Origin of the sequence: Candidatus Rhabdochlamydia porcellionis, from assembly GCF_015356815.2 — a bacterium.
GTDB lineage: Bacteria > Chlamydiota > Chlamydiia > Chlamydiales > Rhabdochlamydiaceae > Rhabdochlamydia > Rhabdochlamydia porcellionis.
This window is the reverse complement of sequence record NZ_CP075585.1, coordinates 188,470-203,820: the sequence shown is the minus strand read 5'-3', so window position 1 is coordinate 203,820 and position 15,351 is coordinate 188,470. Positions and strand designations below refer to the sequence as shown.

The window sequence follows — 15,351 nt, the reverse complement described above, 5'->3', positions numbered from 1 at the left end:
GACTTCCAATTTTAATGTTTATTATTTAAGGCTAAAGCTGATCTTTATCAAGTAACGCAAATCCAATTTTAGCTTCTGTTACTATTTTCTCATTTACTATTGCGCATGCTGAAATTTTCCCTCCACTTCCACTTAAGTGCAGCATAGATACTTCTAGCCTTAATGTATCGCCTGGGACAACCGGTTTGCGAAACTTTGCATCTTGAATATTCAATAATACAGCTGTTTTTGCATGAAATCCTTTTTTGTAAATTAAAATTCCTCCTGTTTGAGCCAAGGCTTCCAACACAAGAACACCAGGCATAATGGGAGCATCAGGAAAATGTCCTTGAAAGAAATGTTCGTTAAACGTAACACTTTTTTGTCCAATGATCCGATTCTCATCAAGACTTAAGTGAATGATTTTATCAACGAGCAAAAAAGGATACCGATGGGGCAAAATTTTGGCAATTTCCTTAATATTCAAAACGATATTCTGCTCTGAAAGGGCTTCACGCATCAAAAATTCTCCATTTTAATTTGATTATATAGCAATTTAGCAAAGATATTATTAGAAGTATGTCCAGAGCGGATAGCGATTATATGCGCTAAAAAGAAAACAGGTATAAGAGAAAGATCTCCTATTAGATCTAAGATCTTATGACGGGCCATTTCATTTGGATAGCGCAATCCTTCTGGATTAATCACTTTATTTTCCTTTACAAGAATTGCATTCTCTAAACCGCCTCTTTTAATAAACCCTTTTTCTATCATAGGAACTACTTCTTCATAAATGGAAAAAGTGCGACAAGGAGCAATTTCTTTAACAAATTCCTCTTGGTTTAAAACAAACGTATGAAACTGTGTACCAATTCCTAAACAATGAGGATAGTATAATGTATAACTCAATCGGTATTCATTAGCTGGAACTGCAATAATCTGGACCTGATCATTGGACCAGAATATAGGCGATTGCAAAAAAAATACTTTTTTTTCTTCGCTTAACTCTACTACACCTGTTTCTTCAATCAATTGAGAAAAGCCTTTAGAACTACCATCTAATATAGGAACTTCTGGACCGGAGATTTGAATGAATACGTTATCAATTTCATGAGCACGTAAAGAAGCGAGCAAATGTTCAACCATTTGTAGAGAAGCTTTTTTGTTCCCAATTATAGTACATCTAGGAGTACTGTATACAGAATCTAACGAAGCAATAATCTTAGGCGCATTCGGTAGATCGGTACGCTGAAATACAATTCCTTGATCCGCAACAGAAGGATGAAAAGTCAAAGTGGTTTCTTGTCCAGTAAAAACTCCTATTCCTGTAATAGATACGCTTTTTCGCAGAGTACGTTGTTTTCTTTCAATGCTTGGCATATTTAGAACAGAACTCCTTGATAGCTTACAGGGCAAAGACAATAGACACCTCAAAAAATTATTTTTAAATCTTAAGATTTGCTAAATGAGCAAAAAGTTATTTATTACTAAGAAGCTACCCAAAGATTATCATTTTCTTCAAGCGGATTTTACAAAACTAAATCCTCTAAACATCATCTATTTTTGGTGGAATAATAGGGTCATGATGAATTATTACTTCTTTTTTTCTTCGATCATACCCCATTAATAATAAAAGCCCTCCTAACATACTTAAATGTTGTAAAAACAAGGTCATGTGCGATGCTCGCTCAATACCTGATGCAAACCAAAATGGATAAAAAACCAGCATTGTCCCTAAGACCATCAAAGCTAAAATAAAAGCTGCAAAACGAACAAAGAGTCCTAAAAAAATACATACACCTCCTAAGAACTCTATAATTGTTTGTATAAAGAAAGCAAGAGATGGTCTGGAAAGAATTATTTCTAATCCTTGTTTTACCCACTCCTTTTGCCCACTTATCCCATTTAAATTATGTATAGCGGTTATAAATTTCTGCTCTGCTCCTTGCCAATCAAGCAATTTTTGAAAAGCAGTTGCAATAAAAATTAAACTAATACAAACCCGGCCTAAAAATATAATCGTGGATCGAAACATAAGCATCCTTATCATTCTTTTTTATAAAAATAATTATAACTTTGAGCAAAGTCAACTAGTTTTCATAAGAACTTTAATCTAAAATGGCTTATACTAGCTACAAAACTAGTTTAATTTAAAAATGATAAAGAAAACTTTTCGAGAACATCATCTACTTACTATTCTCTCTGAATATGAAAAGCAAATGCTTCCCTTAGATCGCTTCCTAAAGGAATATTTTCGTTTTCATAAAGCTATAGGTTCTAAAGATCGGAAGATCTTATGTGAAAATATTTATTCTATGGTAAGGTGGAAAGGCCTATTGGATTATTTATGTAATAAGCCTATTTCTTGGGAAACTAGATACCAAAAACTTATTCAAATAAAACCGGATCATTTTTTTGATGATGCGCAGATTCCCTTACACATACGCTTGAGTTTCCCCAAAGAACTCTTTTCTTTGATTGTAGAGAGTTTAGGTGAAGAAAAAGCTCGTTTTTTTTGTCGTGCTAGTAATTCTACAGCCCCTATAACGATAAGAGTTAACCTGCTAAAAACCTCTCGAAAAAATCTATTAAAAACATGGGAAAATGACTTTACTGCAACTTGCGGCTCGTTTCATACAGCGATTATCTTACCCAAAAGAGTCAATTTTTTTACTCTTCCCGAATTCAAAATGGGTCATTTTGAGGTGCAAGATGAAGCAAGTCAGCGTCTTGCAGATCTAGTCGCAGTTAAACCAGGGCAATTAGTGCTCGACTTTTGCGCAGGAAGCGGAGGAAAATCTTTAGCCATTGCTCCTAAAATGCAAGGAAAAGGACAACTATTTTTACATGATATTAGAAAATATACTCTACTTGAAGCTAAAAAACGTTTAAAAAGGGCGGGTATACAAAATGCTCAAGTATTACTTCCTGATTCTGCTCAAAAAAAATCTCTGCATGAAAAATTTGACTGGGTATTAGTTGATGCTCCTTGCAGTGGGACTGGTACAATGCGCAGAAATCCCGATATGAAATGGCGCTTTACTTCAAAGATATTTCAGAAAACACTAGAAGAACAAAGATTAATCTTTGAGCAGGCTTTGCAGTTTGTCAAACCAGGAGGTCATATCGTATACATGACCTGTAGCGTATTACGATTAGAAAACGAAGAACAAACTCAATATTTTAAAAAAACTTTTTCATTAAACACTATTGCTTCTGCTTTTAGTACTTTGCCCTTAGACTCAACTGATCCTGATGGATTCTACGGCCAAGTCTTTGTAAAATAAGCTAACTTTAGAATATACTTAAAAACCATGCTCTTTATTAAGGATAAAAAATGATGAAATCTCTGTTCTATTTTCTTTTACCCATTTTAGGGTTGTTTTCTTCCACATGCTATACTGCAGAATTTTCGGAATACCCCATCATCTCTGAAGAAAAGGGACAAATAATCATTCATAATCGGATTTTAATCAAATTTAACAATAAAACTTATTCTGTACTCGATGTGGTTAAAAAAATGGATATGATCTTTGATAACCATTATCCCCAATTCGCACATTCTAAATTAGCTCGCTATCAATTTTATAATGCACAATGGAAAGATACTCTGCAGAAAATGCTCGACCAAGAATTAATTTTATTAGATGCGGAGCGAATTGGAGTTAAAGCAACTGATGCAGAAGTAAGAGAGGAATTACTACGCAAATACGGCCCAAATGTGATGATCTCTTTAGATCGATTAAAATTAAGTTATGAAGAAGCGCGTAAAATGGTCTCTGAGGATCTCATCGCAGAAAAAACGTTGTATTTCAAGGTATATTCTGAGGCATTGCGTGTAAGACCTAATGATATCAAAGAAAAATATATAACATACTGCGAAGAAAATCCCGCATCACAAAAATGGCGCTATCAAGTACTAACCATTCGTTCTGAAAATGAAAATATCTCTCAGGCCTTAGCCCAATTAGCTTTTGATCTTCTAAAGGAAAAAAGAGACCTCTCTGATATTTCTAAAGACTTGCAATCAGAGAACCCTAATACTACTGTTTTATTTACCCCTGAAATCATAAGTGATGATCAATCTATTTCCCAAGCTCATAAGACAGTAATAGAAACATTAAATCCTGGAGATTTTAGCTCTCCTATTTCTCTAGTGAATAAAGACCAATCTATTGTACATCGTATTTTCTATCTCAAAGAAAAAGATATGATAAATCCACCAGAGTTTCCTAAACTAGCGGAAAAAATTAAAGATGAGCTGATTCAAGAATCCATTGCTCTACATTTATTGAACTATATGAAGAAATTAAAAGTTCGTTACGGTTTTTCAGAGCAAGATCTGAATATACATTCCGATTTTAAACCCTTTTCTTATCAATGAGCATTTATAAACCCTCTGTGCTTAAAGAGTTTTTGCGTTTCTCTCATATTCACCCTAAAAAAGCGCTCTCTCAAAATTTTCTCATCGACGGTAATATCATACGCAAAATTATAGATGCAGCTCAAATACAAGCAGGCAATATAGTTTTAGAAATCGGACCAGGACCTGGCGCCTTAACAGAAGCTTTATTAACAAAAGAGGCTATTGTTACAGCTATTGAAAAAGATCCTATGTTTGCAGAACAATTATATCGCCTACAAGATTTAGGAAACTTAATAATAGAAAGAAAAGACTTTTTATTATTTGATTTAGAAAAATTTTTAGATTCTAAAAAGGATAAAATCAAAGTGGTTGCTAATCTTCCTTATCATATTACCACCCCTATTTTACTAACCTTACTTCCTCATTATGATAAGATTGACACTTTAACCCTTATGGTACAAAAAGAATACGCTGATCGAATGGTAGCTTCCCCAAAAACTCCTAATTATAGTCATCTCTCTTTACTTGTAAGTTTTTTTTGCCAAGCAAAATCCCTCTTTACCATTAATCCAAACTGCTTCTTCCCTAAACCAAAAGTCAAATCTGCTGTTGTGCATTGCAAGTTAAATCCACCTGCTCTGAAAGATGATATAGATGCATTTTTTGTTCTAACTCGTAGTGCTTTTCAACAGAAAAGAAAAATGTTACGATCTTCTTTAAGATTCCTAGCTTGTAGCAAGCTCATTGAACAAGTTCTTCAAACCATTCGCCTTCCTATAACTGCAAGACCAGAAGAGCTTAATTTACAAGAATTCATTTCTTTATTTATACAACTCAAACACGCCTGCTTATCCAAACAAAACTAAAAAACAATACCGCTATTCCCAACCCCAACATAAACAAAGACATTGGCTGCTTTAAATTGGTACTCCAACTTAGATATTTATCTAAAACTTGATAATAAAACGTAGAATGTACTTTTTCTATTGCATATAAGGGATAAACGGCTAAAATTTGACTGTTTTGATCATATAAAGATAGCGTTGCTAATCGCTGTCCTGGTTGAATAGGAAAAATAATAGGCTCCCATTCCAATTCTGGCTTTATTAATGGTTCCTCTGAAGCATAATAATCGATCACTACATCTTCATTTAAAATGACTTTAATGGGGCTTTTACTTTTTTTTTGCATAATGCTAAATATATCAAAGTTTTTAGAAAAGAGAGTCCTTTTAATTTTTGGTTCATTAAATCCTGCTTCAAAAAGAGCAATGGTATCCCGATATCTCTGCTCTAATTTATCACAACCCATAAGCACTACTATCATTTTTCTATTTTGATCTGCTGCTGCTGCTGCTATAGTATATCCTGAACTCGCAGTATATCCTGTCTTTACCCCTGTTGCCTTAGGATAGTAAAATTTACCAGGCTTTAGTAAAGAATTATGTTGGAATAATTCCACTTGTGACTGTTTATTGCTAGCAGGCTTTAGATAATTTATAGTTTTAACTACCTTACAAAAAAATGGCTGTTCTAGAGCTTTTTTTGTCAATAAACCCATATCGTAAGCAGTTGTTTTATGATTAGCATGGGTTAATCCATGAGGAGTAGTTAAAGTGGTTTGATTACACCCCAGAAACTTTACATATTCATTTAATTCTTGCATGAACTGCGGTATACTTCCAGATACCCATTCAGCTAACGCATTTGCTGCATCATTTCCAGAAGAAAGCATGAGTCCATAGAATAGAGTTTTAGCAGAAACCAGTTCTGCTGCTTTTAATCCCATAAGCGATCCACCAAACTCAAGACGATAGGGTGGATGAGCTCCTAACTTGTCTCTTCGTACTTGAGGAGAAACGCTATTCACCGCTTCTTTTGAAATCTTGACCATTTGGTCTAATTGGTCACCCTTTTTTTCTAAAGCGTATAAGGCCGTAATAATTTTAGTAATACTAGCAGGGTACAAAGGTAAATAAGCATTTTTCTCGTAAAGAACAGCTCCTGTTTCTGCATTCATCAAAATAGCAGCTTTTGCAGAAATATCAACTTGCAAAGTAGTATTAGCTAATCGACTGAGTACTATTAATAGAAAAAGAAACGCAAATCGCATCATATAAAAATATTATTTCTCTCTTTTACTTTAGATGATTTCTTAAATTTTAGCTTGATCTAATTGAAAGTCAATTAGTTTCACTGATATTTACACTGTATTTTCTATTGCTAAATTCAAACAAGCCACAAAAAAATCTTCGCAATCTCTTTAAAAAAAGTAGCTAACTACGCAAGATGAGGATTTTATGATGCCCTCATAAACACAGCTCTGTCATGAGATACTATAACTAAATAAAAACATAAAATAAAAACTTGACACAAGGCTAGTTTTAACGCTAAGCTAAGGTGACGGTAAGGAGAAGGTATGATTGACCCACTATCGCTAGAAGAAGCCTATGAGGAATTTATTAGAAACCTGCCTAAGTGGCTCCCAGATGGGATCACTCACGTGGACCTTAAGCTATTAAATACCCTTGGACTACTCAATCACAACGATTTAGATCATACATATGAAGATGCAGAGCTCGATCAGTATTTTCACATTATCGAGACCCCTGATAAAGTAACGTTATTTAACGAGCAATTTGCTATTTGGATTGTTCCACAAATTGTAAATGAAAATCCTACTACAACAACATTTATAGCTCTCTTACCTCACAAGAAACCACATTTAGAAATAGTATATACTACATCTGGAGTGTATAATACACCTAAATATATTTTAAAAATTCTACAACATTTTTTAACAGAAGTACAAGACACAGAAGCTGTTATCTCTTCAATTGGCAAAAAATCTTAAAAAGTAAGAGGTGTTAACCCACCTCTTACTCTAGCTATTTTTTTGAATTTAAGTCTTTTATTTTTAGCTAATTCCAAATATTTCATTTTATCTATATCAAAAAACCTTATCTAAAAAAATAGGGTTGATAAAATATTTTTTTTAAAAGAAAATCTATTTTTTAGCTTCTTTTAACCTATAAGGATTTATGAATGTCATCTTTTCAGGAATCATCCCCATTAAGTAAAGATCATTTTATTGAAAAAAATGGTATGTGTTATGCAGGGATGCATCTGATTATAGATCTTTGGGAAGCCGTTCATCTAGATAATCTCGAAATCATGAAAAATGCTTTGCATGAGTGCGTTATTGCTTGTAAGGCAACTCTTTTACATTTACATCTACATCAGTTTGAACCAAATGGCGGAATTAGCGGCATTGCTATTTTAGCAGAGTCGCATATAAGCATTCATTCTTGGCCCGAAAAAAAATATGCCGCTATTGATCTGTTCATGTGTGGTAACAGCCAACCGTTCTTAAGCCTCCCTATTTTAAAGAAGATTTTTCAACCTAAATATATTTCACTTAACGAGCAAATGCGAGGTATTCTTAATGACTAAACAATGGTTTCATGAAACTTTGTATCCAACTTATTGTCAAAGTTTTAAAATTGAAGCCGTTTTATGGGAAGGGAAATCTTCTCATCAAGATGTCTTAATCTTTGAAAATAAAGAGTTTGGAAAAGTAATGACCCTTGATGGAGCAGTGCAATTTACTACTAAAGATGAATTTATTTATCATGAAATGATAACCCATGTGCCTTTATTTGCTCACGGAAATGTACAAGACGTTCTCATTATTGGAGGTGGGGATGGAGGGGTTGCACGAGAAGTGCTTAAACACCCTAATATTCGCTCCGTAACACTTGTTGAAATCGATTCTTTTGTTATTGATTTAACAAAAAAATATGTTCCTGAGATCCCACAAGGGATATTTGAACACCCTAAACTGCATCTGATTATTGATGATGGAGTAAACTTTGTTAAAAATAATCAAAAAAAATATGACGTAATTATTACAGATTCTAACGATCCCATAGGACCATCTCAGGTTTTATTTACAGAAACTTTTTATGAGCATTGTAAAAAGCTCTTAAGAGAAAAAGGGATTCTTGTAGTGCAAAATGGAGACTTCTTTATGCAACCTAAAGAATATCAAACAACATTTTCTCATTTACAACTTCTCTTTCACAATGTCTCTTTCTATTTAGCCAATGTTCCAACGTATATTGGAAGCTATATGACACTAGGATTTGCCTCTGATATAGAATATCGCAATCTTACACTAGATATACTTAATCAACGTTTTGCTCAAACCTCTATACAAACTTTTTATTACCATCCAAGCATGCATAAAGCATGCTTTACACTACCTAAATCTATGCAAGAAACCTTAGATTCCTTGCAAAACATCACGGCTCCCTAATTTGCCATTTTTGAGCAAGCAATCCTTCCACAATTTTTCTAGCTAACGCTTGATACACTACTGGAGAGCTATCATCATGAGCTCCTTCTACAGAATCGAGCTGTCCTAAAGAAAAATCAATCATACGTTGTGGTTTTTGAAAGGGAAGGACCACTGCTACATCTCTAAGAGAATCAGAGTTAATGCAATCAAAATCAGCATTTGCTTTTACTCGGAAAGGGCCTATTATTACACAATTTGATTCTTTATCAATAAGTTCTACTTCTGCTGTAACCAATCTACGGTTTTCTACGCTCACAATATTTTTTCTTAAGGTTTGACTGTCAGGATTTCGATCATATCGGTATCCAATAGGCTCATCTTTATCAGAAAGAATAGTAACATGTAATAAATAAGAAGAGTCATAACAATAATTAAACCCATCGCAGGTACTGATCTCACGTATAAGAGCCTGATTTAACTGACCTTGTATATCTCCTTTAATATAAGGAACACAGACTAAGATCCGATCATCAGAACCTGTTTCAAATTGATATCTACATCCTAAGCATAAAACTAAAAGGAAATAGAGTTTACGCATGATTCTCTTCTTTTGCATTTAGATGTAATTCAGCCATCTTTTTTTCTGCTTTTTTTGCTATAATAGTAGCTGGGTAAGTTGTTAAAATACGCTTATAGTATAAATAGGCAGCATTGGGTTGGTTTTTACGATGATAGAAAAGAGCAATCTCATAAAGATCTTTAGCATATACTTCTTGCATATCTAAAAGCATATCCTCTATCTCATGAATAGCCTCATCACTTGGAAAGCTAGCAGAGACTCTATGTAGGTTAATGGTAGCTAGTTCTAAAAAATCTTGATTTGCATACTCTTTTTGAGATTGGATAAGATAGACACGTCCAATTTCTACATAACTTCTAATAGCTAAAAAATGCTTGGGGAACTGCTGTATTAAATTTTGATAAGTTTCAATACTTTCCTTATAGTCTTTTCCTTTAGCAAGTAGCTCTGCCTTCGCAAATAGAGATTGAGCTGTAAGTTCGTGATTGGGAAGAGTAGAGATTAACTCTTCATAAATATCTAAAGCTTCTTGCTTTGCTGGTATCCACTTTAATCCAAGTATAGCTTTTTTTGCGCCTGTGCGATATTTTTCCGCTATTTTAAATTTATACATAAAAGCTTCTTCAAAGAATTTAGGAGTCATTTGTTTCTTTAAATAACTAGAAAAATAATGATTGGCTTTTTCATATTCTTCTAATTCAAAATAGCTAACAGCTAAATAAAAAAGTACATCTTGAGCAAAAGCTGTTGTAGGATATTCTTCAAGAAGTAGAAAAGCCTGTTCTATAACTTTATTCCAATTTTTATTTTGATAGCTTTCTAAAACTAAACTATAACACTCCTGAACAGAAGGGATTTCTCTTTGATGTTGCTCAAAACGAGGGTTCTCTAGAGCGTGTAATGACGACAATAAAAAAACAGGAAAAAACAGATAATATATTTTTTTCATGAATATTCCGTAAATTTTGAAATTTTAGATCTAAATCTTAATCTATGATAAGCTTACAAAGCAATTGCTTTATTCCCATAGTATTTGATCAATACTGCTGATAGAGCGAATTTTATTTTCTAAATCCAAGCATTGTTCTACACCCCAATTTTGCTCTATTAACAATACCTCTAGATGTTTGTTCTCTTTTGTAAATAAAATTTCAACAGGACTATTACCTGAATGCGAACGAAAAGCGGTTTTAAGCAACAGAATATGACTTAAATGAGCTCGATTAGAATCAATAAAAATTTTTAATTTTTTCATAGTTTTTTGTTTCTTTTCTACAGTAGAACTTTTATTTTTTTCGCGAAATTTTACAAGTTTAAATTGCTTTGCCTGAGTATAAGCCAAATCACAGGCTTGAATCATTGCTTCATCTACACGTGTTAAATCATCTAGCCAGCGACACTGCAAACGAATTTGCCCTTCTGTGGTTTCTTTATGAACAATTGCATATAATAACTGGTTTTCTGTCATAAGAGAAGCTTTTTGCTCATAAAGATCTGACCAAATAGGTAATTCAAAACGCTCTTCATTATCACTAATTTTAAGAATGGCAAATTTACGTTGATTTTTTGCAGAAACTTTAATAGCAACCCCTTCTATAATACAGGCAATTCGACAAGGACCGTCTTTTAAATCTACTAATTCAGCTAAAGAAATACAGGAAAGTTTTTTTAATAAAGTACGATATTCATCTAAAGGATGTTCATGTAGATAAACACCTAAAAGTTCATATTCTCTTCGCAGAATAACTTGTCTTGGCAGTTCTTGGACTTCTTGAGGCACTTGTGTGCACTCAAGAGAAGAATCATCCAGAAGGTCGAAAAGACTCATAATGCCTTTTGCCGCTTCTTTTTTCCCTTTGGAAGCAGCATTAAACATAGGATCAACACTGGCTAGCAAAGCAGCTCTACTGAATTTCGTAAAATCAAAGCAACCTGCTTCAACTAAACTCTCCATTACCTTTTTACCCACTTTACCTGTATCAATACGCTGAATAAAATCAAATAAAGATTTATAATTACCTTTTAATCTCTCTTTTAAAATAATATCGACAACTCCTATTCCTACTCCTTTAATAGCCCCCATGGCAAAGCGAATCCCTTTTTCCGTAGCTAAAAATTGCTTACCCGATTCATTAATATCGGGTGGCAAAATAGCAATATCCATCTTTTGCGATTCTCGTATGTGTTTAGTCACTTTAGAAAGGTCATCGCAATCAGATGTCATGAGCGCTGCCATCCACTCACCGGGATAATTTGCTTTGAGATATGCTGTTACATAACTTAAATAACCATAAGCAGCTGCATGAGATTTGTTAAAACCGTAAGAGGCAAACTTTTCAATTTTATCAAAAACCCGCATAGCAATCTCTTCGCTTAAGTTATTTTTGATTGCTCCTAAACGAAATTTTTCCCGTTGGTTAAACATCTCCTCTTTATCTTTTTTCCCCATTGCACGCCTTAAGACATCTCCTTCGCCTAAAGAGTACCCAGCAAGACGACTTGCAATTTGCATGACCTGCTCTTGATAAACCATGATCCCATAGGTTTCAGAAAGAATATCTTCCATCCAAAGATGATCTATTTCAATGTTCTCTTTGCCATGTTTACGATTAATAAAAGAGGGAATCATCTCCATAGGACCCGGACGATATAACGCGCCCACTGCTATAATCTCTTCAAATTTATCGATATGTAATTGACGTGCTAAATCTTGCATGCCAGCTGATTCTAATTGAAATATTCCTGTTGTCTTGCCTTGATTGAGCAATGCAAAAGTTTTTTCATTTTCTAAATTTAAGTTAACCCAATCAATTTCTTTTTGTTCTTTTTGCTTAATTGCATCGACAGCATGTTGGATAGAGGTCAATGTCTTCAGTCCAAGAAAATCGATTTTAAGCATACCTACTTGCTCAACCGGCTTCATGGAAAATTGCGTAATTGCCATATCAGAATCTTTAGCGCTGCATAAGGGAATTCTTTGCATAAGAGGATCTGCACTAATAATAATTCCAGCAGCATGTACTCCTGTATTGCGCACAGACCCTTCGAGCTTTTTAGCAATATCGATGAGTTGTTTGATTTCTTTATCTTCTTGATAAATCCTGCGAAGCTCAGGATCTATTTCTAAAGCCTTGCTTAGAGTCATATTGAGATCTTCAGGAATTAACTTAGCTATCTCATTGACTCTAGCAAGAGGAACGCTTAAAACCCTTCCCACGTCTTTAATAGCCATTTTAGCTTTCATTGTGCCAAAAGTAATAATTTGTGCTACTTTGTCTTTACCGTATTTACCAACTGTGTAGTCGATGACCTCAGATCGTCTATCCATGCAAATATCTACATCAATATCAGGATAAGAAACTCGCTCTGGATTTATAAATCTTTCAAAGAACAAATCAAATCTTAGAGGTTCGATATCGGTGACTTCAATCAAATACAAAATAATCGATCCTGCTCCTGAGCCTCTTCCTGGACCCACTGGAATATATTTTTTCTTTGCCCAAGAAATGAAATCCCAAACAATTAAAAGATAATCAGCCATCCCTTTAGATAGAATAATATTTAATTCATAGTCTAAACGCTCTTTAACTACCTCTAGAGGATCGCGTTCTGGATATTTTTCAGAAACTTTGGTTAGCCTTGAATTCGTATATCTTTTTACAATCCCTTCCTCGCATAATTGACGCAAAAATGCCGCTACGCCCTCTTGTCTTATCTCCTCTGTATAAGAAGAGCCTTCTAATTGAGGAGGAGTAAAAATAGGATAATATTTAGCTTTAAAATCAAAAGAGAAATTGCATTTATCAGAGATCTTATGCGTCTCTTCTATAGCAGAAGGGATATCGACAAAAAGAGAGCTCATAAGATCAGAGCTTTTAAAATACAACTCATGTGTATAATTCACTTGCCTCTTTGGATTTTTCACTCGTTGTTTAAGGCTTCCAAATGAGTCTTTTTCCCAGATTTCACACGGTTCCCCTGACTGTACGTTCATTAAGATCTCATGCGCATTCCAATCATCGCGATAAATATAATGAATATTATTGGTAGCAACCAAAGGAATCTGTAGCTCAGAAGAAAGAGCTATCAACTTTTGGTTGACCGTATTTTGTTTATTTATGCTATCCAAATATAATTGATGAAGCCAACCCTCTTTTTCAAAGCCATCAGAGCGAATGTCTTCCTCCTGCATTTGATGACGTTGCAGTTCAAAATAATAGTCAGAACCAAATATTTGCTGAAACCAAGCAATTTCCCGATAGGTTTTTTCCTCATCTTTTTGTATAATATAATGGCCTAAAATCCCATTGAAGGGACCTGAGAGACAAATCAGACCCTTAGCACACTCTGCCAAAAGATCTCGATCTATTCTAGGAGTGTAGTAAAATCCTTCTAGATGAGCTAGAGAACTCAATTTGCAAAGGTTTTGATACCCTTGACTATCCTTGGCTAGTAAGATAATAGGGAAACCGTGAGGCAACCCTGGATGCCGTTTTTTATCAAAACGAGATTCAGGAGCTACATAAAGCTCACAACCAATAATGGGTTTGATATTTTCTTTTATGCATGCTTTAAAAAAATCAACAGCGCCATACATATTGCTCTGATCGGTCAAAGCTAAAGCCGTCATTTGATATTCAGCTGCTTTTGCTACTAAGCTTTCTATAGAAGCAGTTGCATTTAAAATAGAGTATTGAGAATGCGTATGAAGAGAGTTCCAATTCATCTTAAAATTTTGTAAGCCAACATAGAGGTTAGTTTAAGCTCCTTTTATGGCTATTTTTCAGTAGCTTGTACAGCTGGATGAGGAGTGCTTTTCATGCCCCATAAAGGAGCTAGTAAAATAGCAGCAATCACACCACAGGAACCTAATACAACAAAAAAGCCCTGCCAACCCCAAATTTCAACTACTTTGGTAATTGGATAGCCTGCTGCAGCTGCTCCTAAGTATGCCCACCAACCAGCAAATCCTGTTGCGGTTCCTGCAGCTTTTTTATGAGATAATTCAGCAGCGGACATTCCAATCAACATTTGCGGACCAAAAATTAAAAATCCAATGGTAAACATCAATCCATAATCCAAAAAGAGCATACCATGAGGAACCCAATACAATCCTACAATCGCTAAAACCACCGCTAAGCTAAATAATACATTGATAGGACCACGACGCCCTTGAAAGACTTTATCAGAAGCCCAACCAGCAACTAAACTACCAAATATACCCCCAGCTTCAAACCAAAACACACTACCGCTTGCGCTAAGCATAGAGTAACCTTTTGCTTTCATCAGAAAAAGCACACCAAAATCATTGACAGCCTGGCGAATTACATAAACAAAAAAATAAGAAACGGCAAGCACCCAAATATACTTATTGTTCAGCACATATTTAAGTAAAATTTCCTTAGAAGAAAATTCTCTTTCTTCTTGATGTTTTGCAGATGGATAATCATTTTTATATTTTTCAATGGCAGGTAATCCTAAAGACTGAGGAGTGTCTCTTAAACGATTAATTAAAAATAAACCGATTCCAATACAGGTAAAGCCGGGTACATACATTGCATAGCGCCAACCCCATTTTTGTGCACAAAAGGCAGCAATAAGAGGAATAAGAGCTCCTCCTACACTATGTGAAGTATTCCACAAACCCCACCAAGTTCCTCTCTCTTTTTGGGAATACCAGTGCGTGAGCAATCGAGCACAGGGTGGCCAACCCCAACCTTGAAACCAACCATTGCACCCCCAAAGCAGAGCAAATAACCACACGGATGAAGAAAGACCAAATAACACATTAAATACACCGGTTAGAATCAAACCGATAGCCATAAAAAACCTAGGATTGGAACGATCAGCAAGAACGCCGCTTAAGAACTTACTAATTCCATAGGTAATAGACAAAACACTAGTTAAAATACCCAAATCGCTAATTTGCAGTCCTAATTGTTGCATCATAGCAGGCATAGCAAAGGTAAGACTTTTACGAGTAAAATAGTAAAATATATAACCTATATACATTCCGTAAAAAATACGAAAACGCCAATACTTATAACGTTCTTTAACTTCATTGGGATCTTGAATTTCAGGAGCATAAGGAGCCGGTCTTAGAATGTTAAGTACGCTCATATACAAC

Annotated in this window: 14 protein-coding genes; 6 read left to right on the top strand and 8 right to left on the bottom strand. The window is 34.6% G+C overall.

The annotated features are described in order from the left end of the window. Window positions 1–31: 31 nt before the first annotated feature. The 3 genes from fabZ to RHAB15C_RS00890 all read right to left on the bottom strand — a co-directional run bounded on the left by fabZ (window position 32) and on the right by RHAB15C_RS00890 (window position 2,014). Window positions 32–499, bottom strand: coding sequence for a 3-hydroxyacyl-ACP dehydratase FabZ (gene fabZ / locus RHAB15C_RS00900; protein ID WP_194845569.1), 468 nt, complete (start codon window positions 497–499; stop codon window positions 32–34). After that, window positions 499–1,359 (bottom strand): UDP-3-O-acyl-N-acetylglucosamine deacetylase, encoded by an 861-nt coding sequence (gene lpxC / locus RHAB15C_RS00895; RefSeq protein WP_194845570.1) that lies wholly within the window; start codon window positions 1,357–1,359, stop codon window positions 499–501. Before lpxC ends, fabZ begins: the two co-directional genes overlap by 1 nt. 166 nt (window positions 1,360–1,525) lie before the next feature. Then, on the bottom strand, window positions 1,526–2,014 hold the full coding sequence (locus tag RHAB15C_RS00890) for a DoxX family protein (RefSeq protein ID WP_194845571.1): 489 nt from the start codon (window positions 2,012–2,014) through the stop codon (window positions 1,526–1,528). Between the two features lie 121 nt (window positions 2,015–2,135). Here RHAB15C_RS00890 and RHAB15C_RS00885 point away from each other — a divergent pair, with 121 nt between their 5' ends. Genes RHAB15C_RS00885 through rsmA form a run of 3 tightly spaced genes read left to right on the top strand, consistent with a single transcriptional unit; the run spans window position 2,136 to window position 5,211 of the window. Beyond that, complete coding sequence (locus RHAB15C_RS00885; RefSeq protein WP_194845572.1) at window positions 2,136–3,266, top strand: RsmB/NOP family class I SAM-dependent RNA methyltransferase; 1,131 nt, start codon at window positions 2,136–2,138, stop codon at window positions 3,264–3,266. 50 nt (window positions 3,267–3,316) lie between these two features. After that, window positions 3,317–4,363: a hypothetical protein gene (locus RHAB15C_RS00880; protein WP_194845573.1), complete on the top strand. Its 1,047-nt coding sequence runs from the start codon at window positions 3,317–3,319 to the stop codon at window positions 4,361–4,363. Next, window positions 4,360–5,211 carry a 16S rRNA (adenine(1518)-N(6)/adenine(1519)-N(6))-dimethyltransferase RsmA gene (rsmA, locus tag RHAB15C_RS00875; protein ID WP_194845574.1) on the top strand — a complete coding sequence of 284 codons (852 nt, stop codon included), beginning with the start codon at window positions 4,360–4,362 and terminating at the stop codon, window positions 5,209–5,211. The genes RHAB15C_RS00880 and rsmA overlap by 4 nt, the downstream gene beginning before the upstream one ends. On the opposite strand, the gene RHAB15C_RS00870 is transcribed toward rsmA, so the two are convergent. Continuing rightward, window positions 5,180–6,460 carry a D-alanyl-D-alanine carboxypeptidase family protein gene (locus tag RHAB15C_RS00870; protein WP_194845575.1) on the bottom strand — a complete coding sequence of 427 codons (1,281 nt, stop codon included), beginning with the start codon at window positions 6,458–6,460 and terminating at the stop codon, window positions 5,180–5,182. The genes rsmA and RHAB15C_RS00870 overlap by 32 nt on opposite strands. Before the next feature lie 303 nt (window positions 6,461–6,763). On the opposite strand from RHAB15C_RS00870, the gene RHAB15C_RS00865 reads away from it, so the two are divergent. From RHAB15C_RS00865 to speE, 3 genes are all read left to right on the top strand, one after another. Further along, the gene (locus RHAB15C_RS00865; RefSeq protein WP_194845576.1) at window positions 6,764–7,198 is read left to right on the top strand and encodes a hypothetical protein; all 435 of its coding nucleotides are present in this window, start codon (window positions 6,764–6,766) and stop codon (window positions 7,196–7,198) included. Between the two features lie 191 nt (window positions 7,199–7,389). Then, window positions 7,390–7,797, top strand: a complete 408-nt coding sequence (speD, locus tag RHAB15C_RS00860; RefSeq protein WP_194845577.1) for an adenosylmethionine decarboxylase — start codon at window positions 7,390–7,392, stop codon at window positions 7,795–7,797. Continuing rightward, entirely contained in the window at window positions 7,790–8,662 is an 873-nt protein-coding gene (gene speE / locus RHAB15C_RS00855) for a polyamine aminopropyltransferase (RefSeq protein ID WP_194845578.1), read from the top strand. Before speD ends, speE begins: the two co-directional genes overlap by 8 nt. On the opposite strand, the gene RHAB15C_RS00850 is transcribed toward speE, so the two are convergent. The 4 genes from RHAB15C_RS00850 to uhpC form a co-directional block, all read right to left on the bottom strand. After that, window positions 8,649–9,242, bottom strand: coding sequence for a hypothetical protein (locus RHAB15C_RS00850; RefSeq protein ID WP_194845579.1), 594 nt, complete (start codon window positions 9,240–9,242; stop codon window positions 8,649–8,651). The two genes, speE and RHAB15C_RS00850, sit on opposite strands and share 14 nt — an antisense overlap. Further along, entirely contained in the window at window positions 9,235–10,173 is a 939-nt protein-coding gene (locus RHAB15C_RS00845; RefSeq protein WP_194845580.1) for a tetratricopeptide repeat protein, read from the bottom strand. The genes RHAB15C_RS00850 and RHAB15C_RS00845 overlap by 8 nt, the downstream gene beginning before the upstream one ends. Window positions 10,174–10,242: 69 nt before the next feature. Further along, on the bottom strand, window positions 10,243–13,950 hold the full coding sequence (gene dnaE / locus RHAB15C_RS00840) for a DNA polymerase III subunit alpha (RefSeq protein WP_194845581.1): 3,708 nt from the start codon (window positions 13,948–13,950) through the stop codon (window positions 10,243–10,245). 50 nt (window positions 13,951–14,000) lie between these two features. Further along, window positions 14,001–15,344: an MFS transporter family glucose-6-phosphate receptor UhpC gene (gene uhpC / locus RHAB15C_RS00835; protein ID WP_194845582.1), complete on the bottom strand. Its 1,344-nt coding sequence runs from the start codon at window positions 15,342–15,344 to the stop codon at window positions 14,001–14,003. Window positions 15,345–15,351 lie beyond the last annotated feature (7 nt).

Bases quoted from the DNA above. Each gene is read 5' to 3' on its own strand.
- fabZ (WP_194845569.1), bottom strand. From the start codon at position 499: ATGCGTGAAGCCCTTTCAGAGCAGAATATCGTTTTGAATATTAAGGAA.
- lpxC (WP_194845570.1), bottom strand. From the start codon at position 1,359: ATGCCAAGCATTGAAAGAAAACAACGTACTCTGCGAAAAAGCGTATCT.
- RHAB15C_RS00890 (WP_194845571.1), bottom strand. From the start codon at position 2,014: ATGTTTCGATCCACGATTATATTTTTAGGCCGGGTTTGTATTAGTTTA.
- RHAB15C_RS00885 (WP_194845572.1), top strand. From the start codon at position 2,136: ATGATAAAGAAAACTTTTCGAGAACATCATCTACTTACTATTCTCTCT.
- RHAB15C_RS00880 (WP_194845573.1), top strand. From the start codon at position 3,317: ATGATGAAATCTCTGTTCTATTTTCTTTTACCCATTTTAGGGTTGTTT.
- rsmA (WP_194845574.1), top strand. From the start codon at position 4,360: ATGAGCATTTATAAACCCTCTGTGCTTAAAGAGTTTTTGCGTTTCTCT.
- RHAB15C_RS00870 (WP_194845575.1), bottom strand. From the start codon at position 6,460: ATGATGCGATTTGCGTTTCTTTTTCTATTAATAGTACTCAGTCGATTA.
- RHAB15C_RS00865 (WP_194845576.1), top strand. From the start codon at position 6,764: ATGATTGACCCACTATCGCTAGAAGAAGCCTATGAGGAATTTATTAGA.
- speD (WP_194845577.1), top strand. From the start codon at position 7,390: ATGTCATCTTTTCAGGAATCATCCCCATTAAGTAAAGATCATTTTATT.
- speE (WP_194845578.1), top strand. From the start codon at position 7,790: ATGACTAAACAATGGTTTCATGAAACTTTGTATCCAACTTATTGTCAA.
- RHAB15C_RS00850 (WP_194845579.1), bottom strand. From the start codon at position 9,242: ATGCGTAAACTCTATTTCCTTTTAGTTTTATGCTTAGGATGTAGATAT.
- RHAB15C_RS00845 (WP_194845580.1), bottom strand. From the start codon at position 10,173: ATGAAAAAAATATATTATCTGTTTTTTCCTGTTTTTTTATTGTCGTCA.
- dnaE (WP_194845581.1), bottom strand. From the start codon at position 13,950: ATGAATTGGAACTCTCTTCATACGCATTCTCAATACTCTATTTTAAAT.
- uhpC (WP_194845582.1), bottom strand. From the start codon at position 15,344: ATGAGCGTACTTAACATTCTAAGACCGGCTCCTTATGCTCCTGAAATT.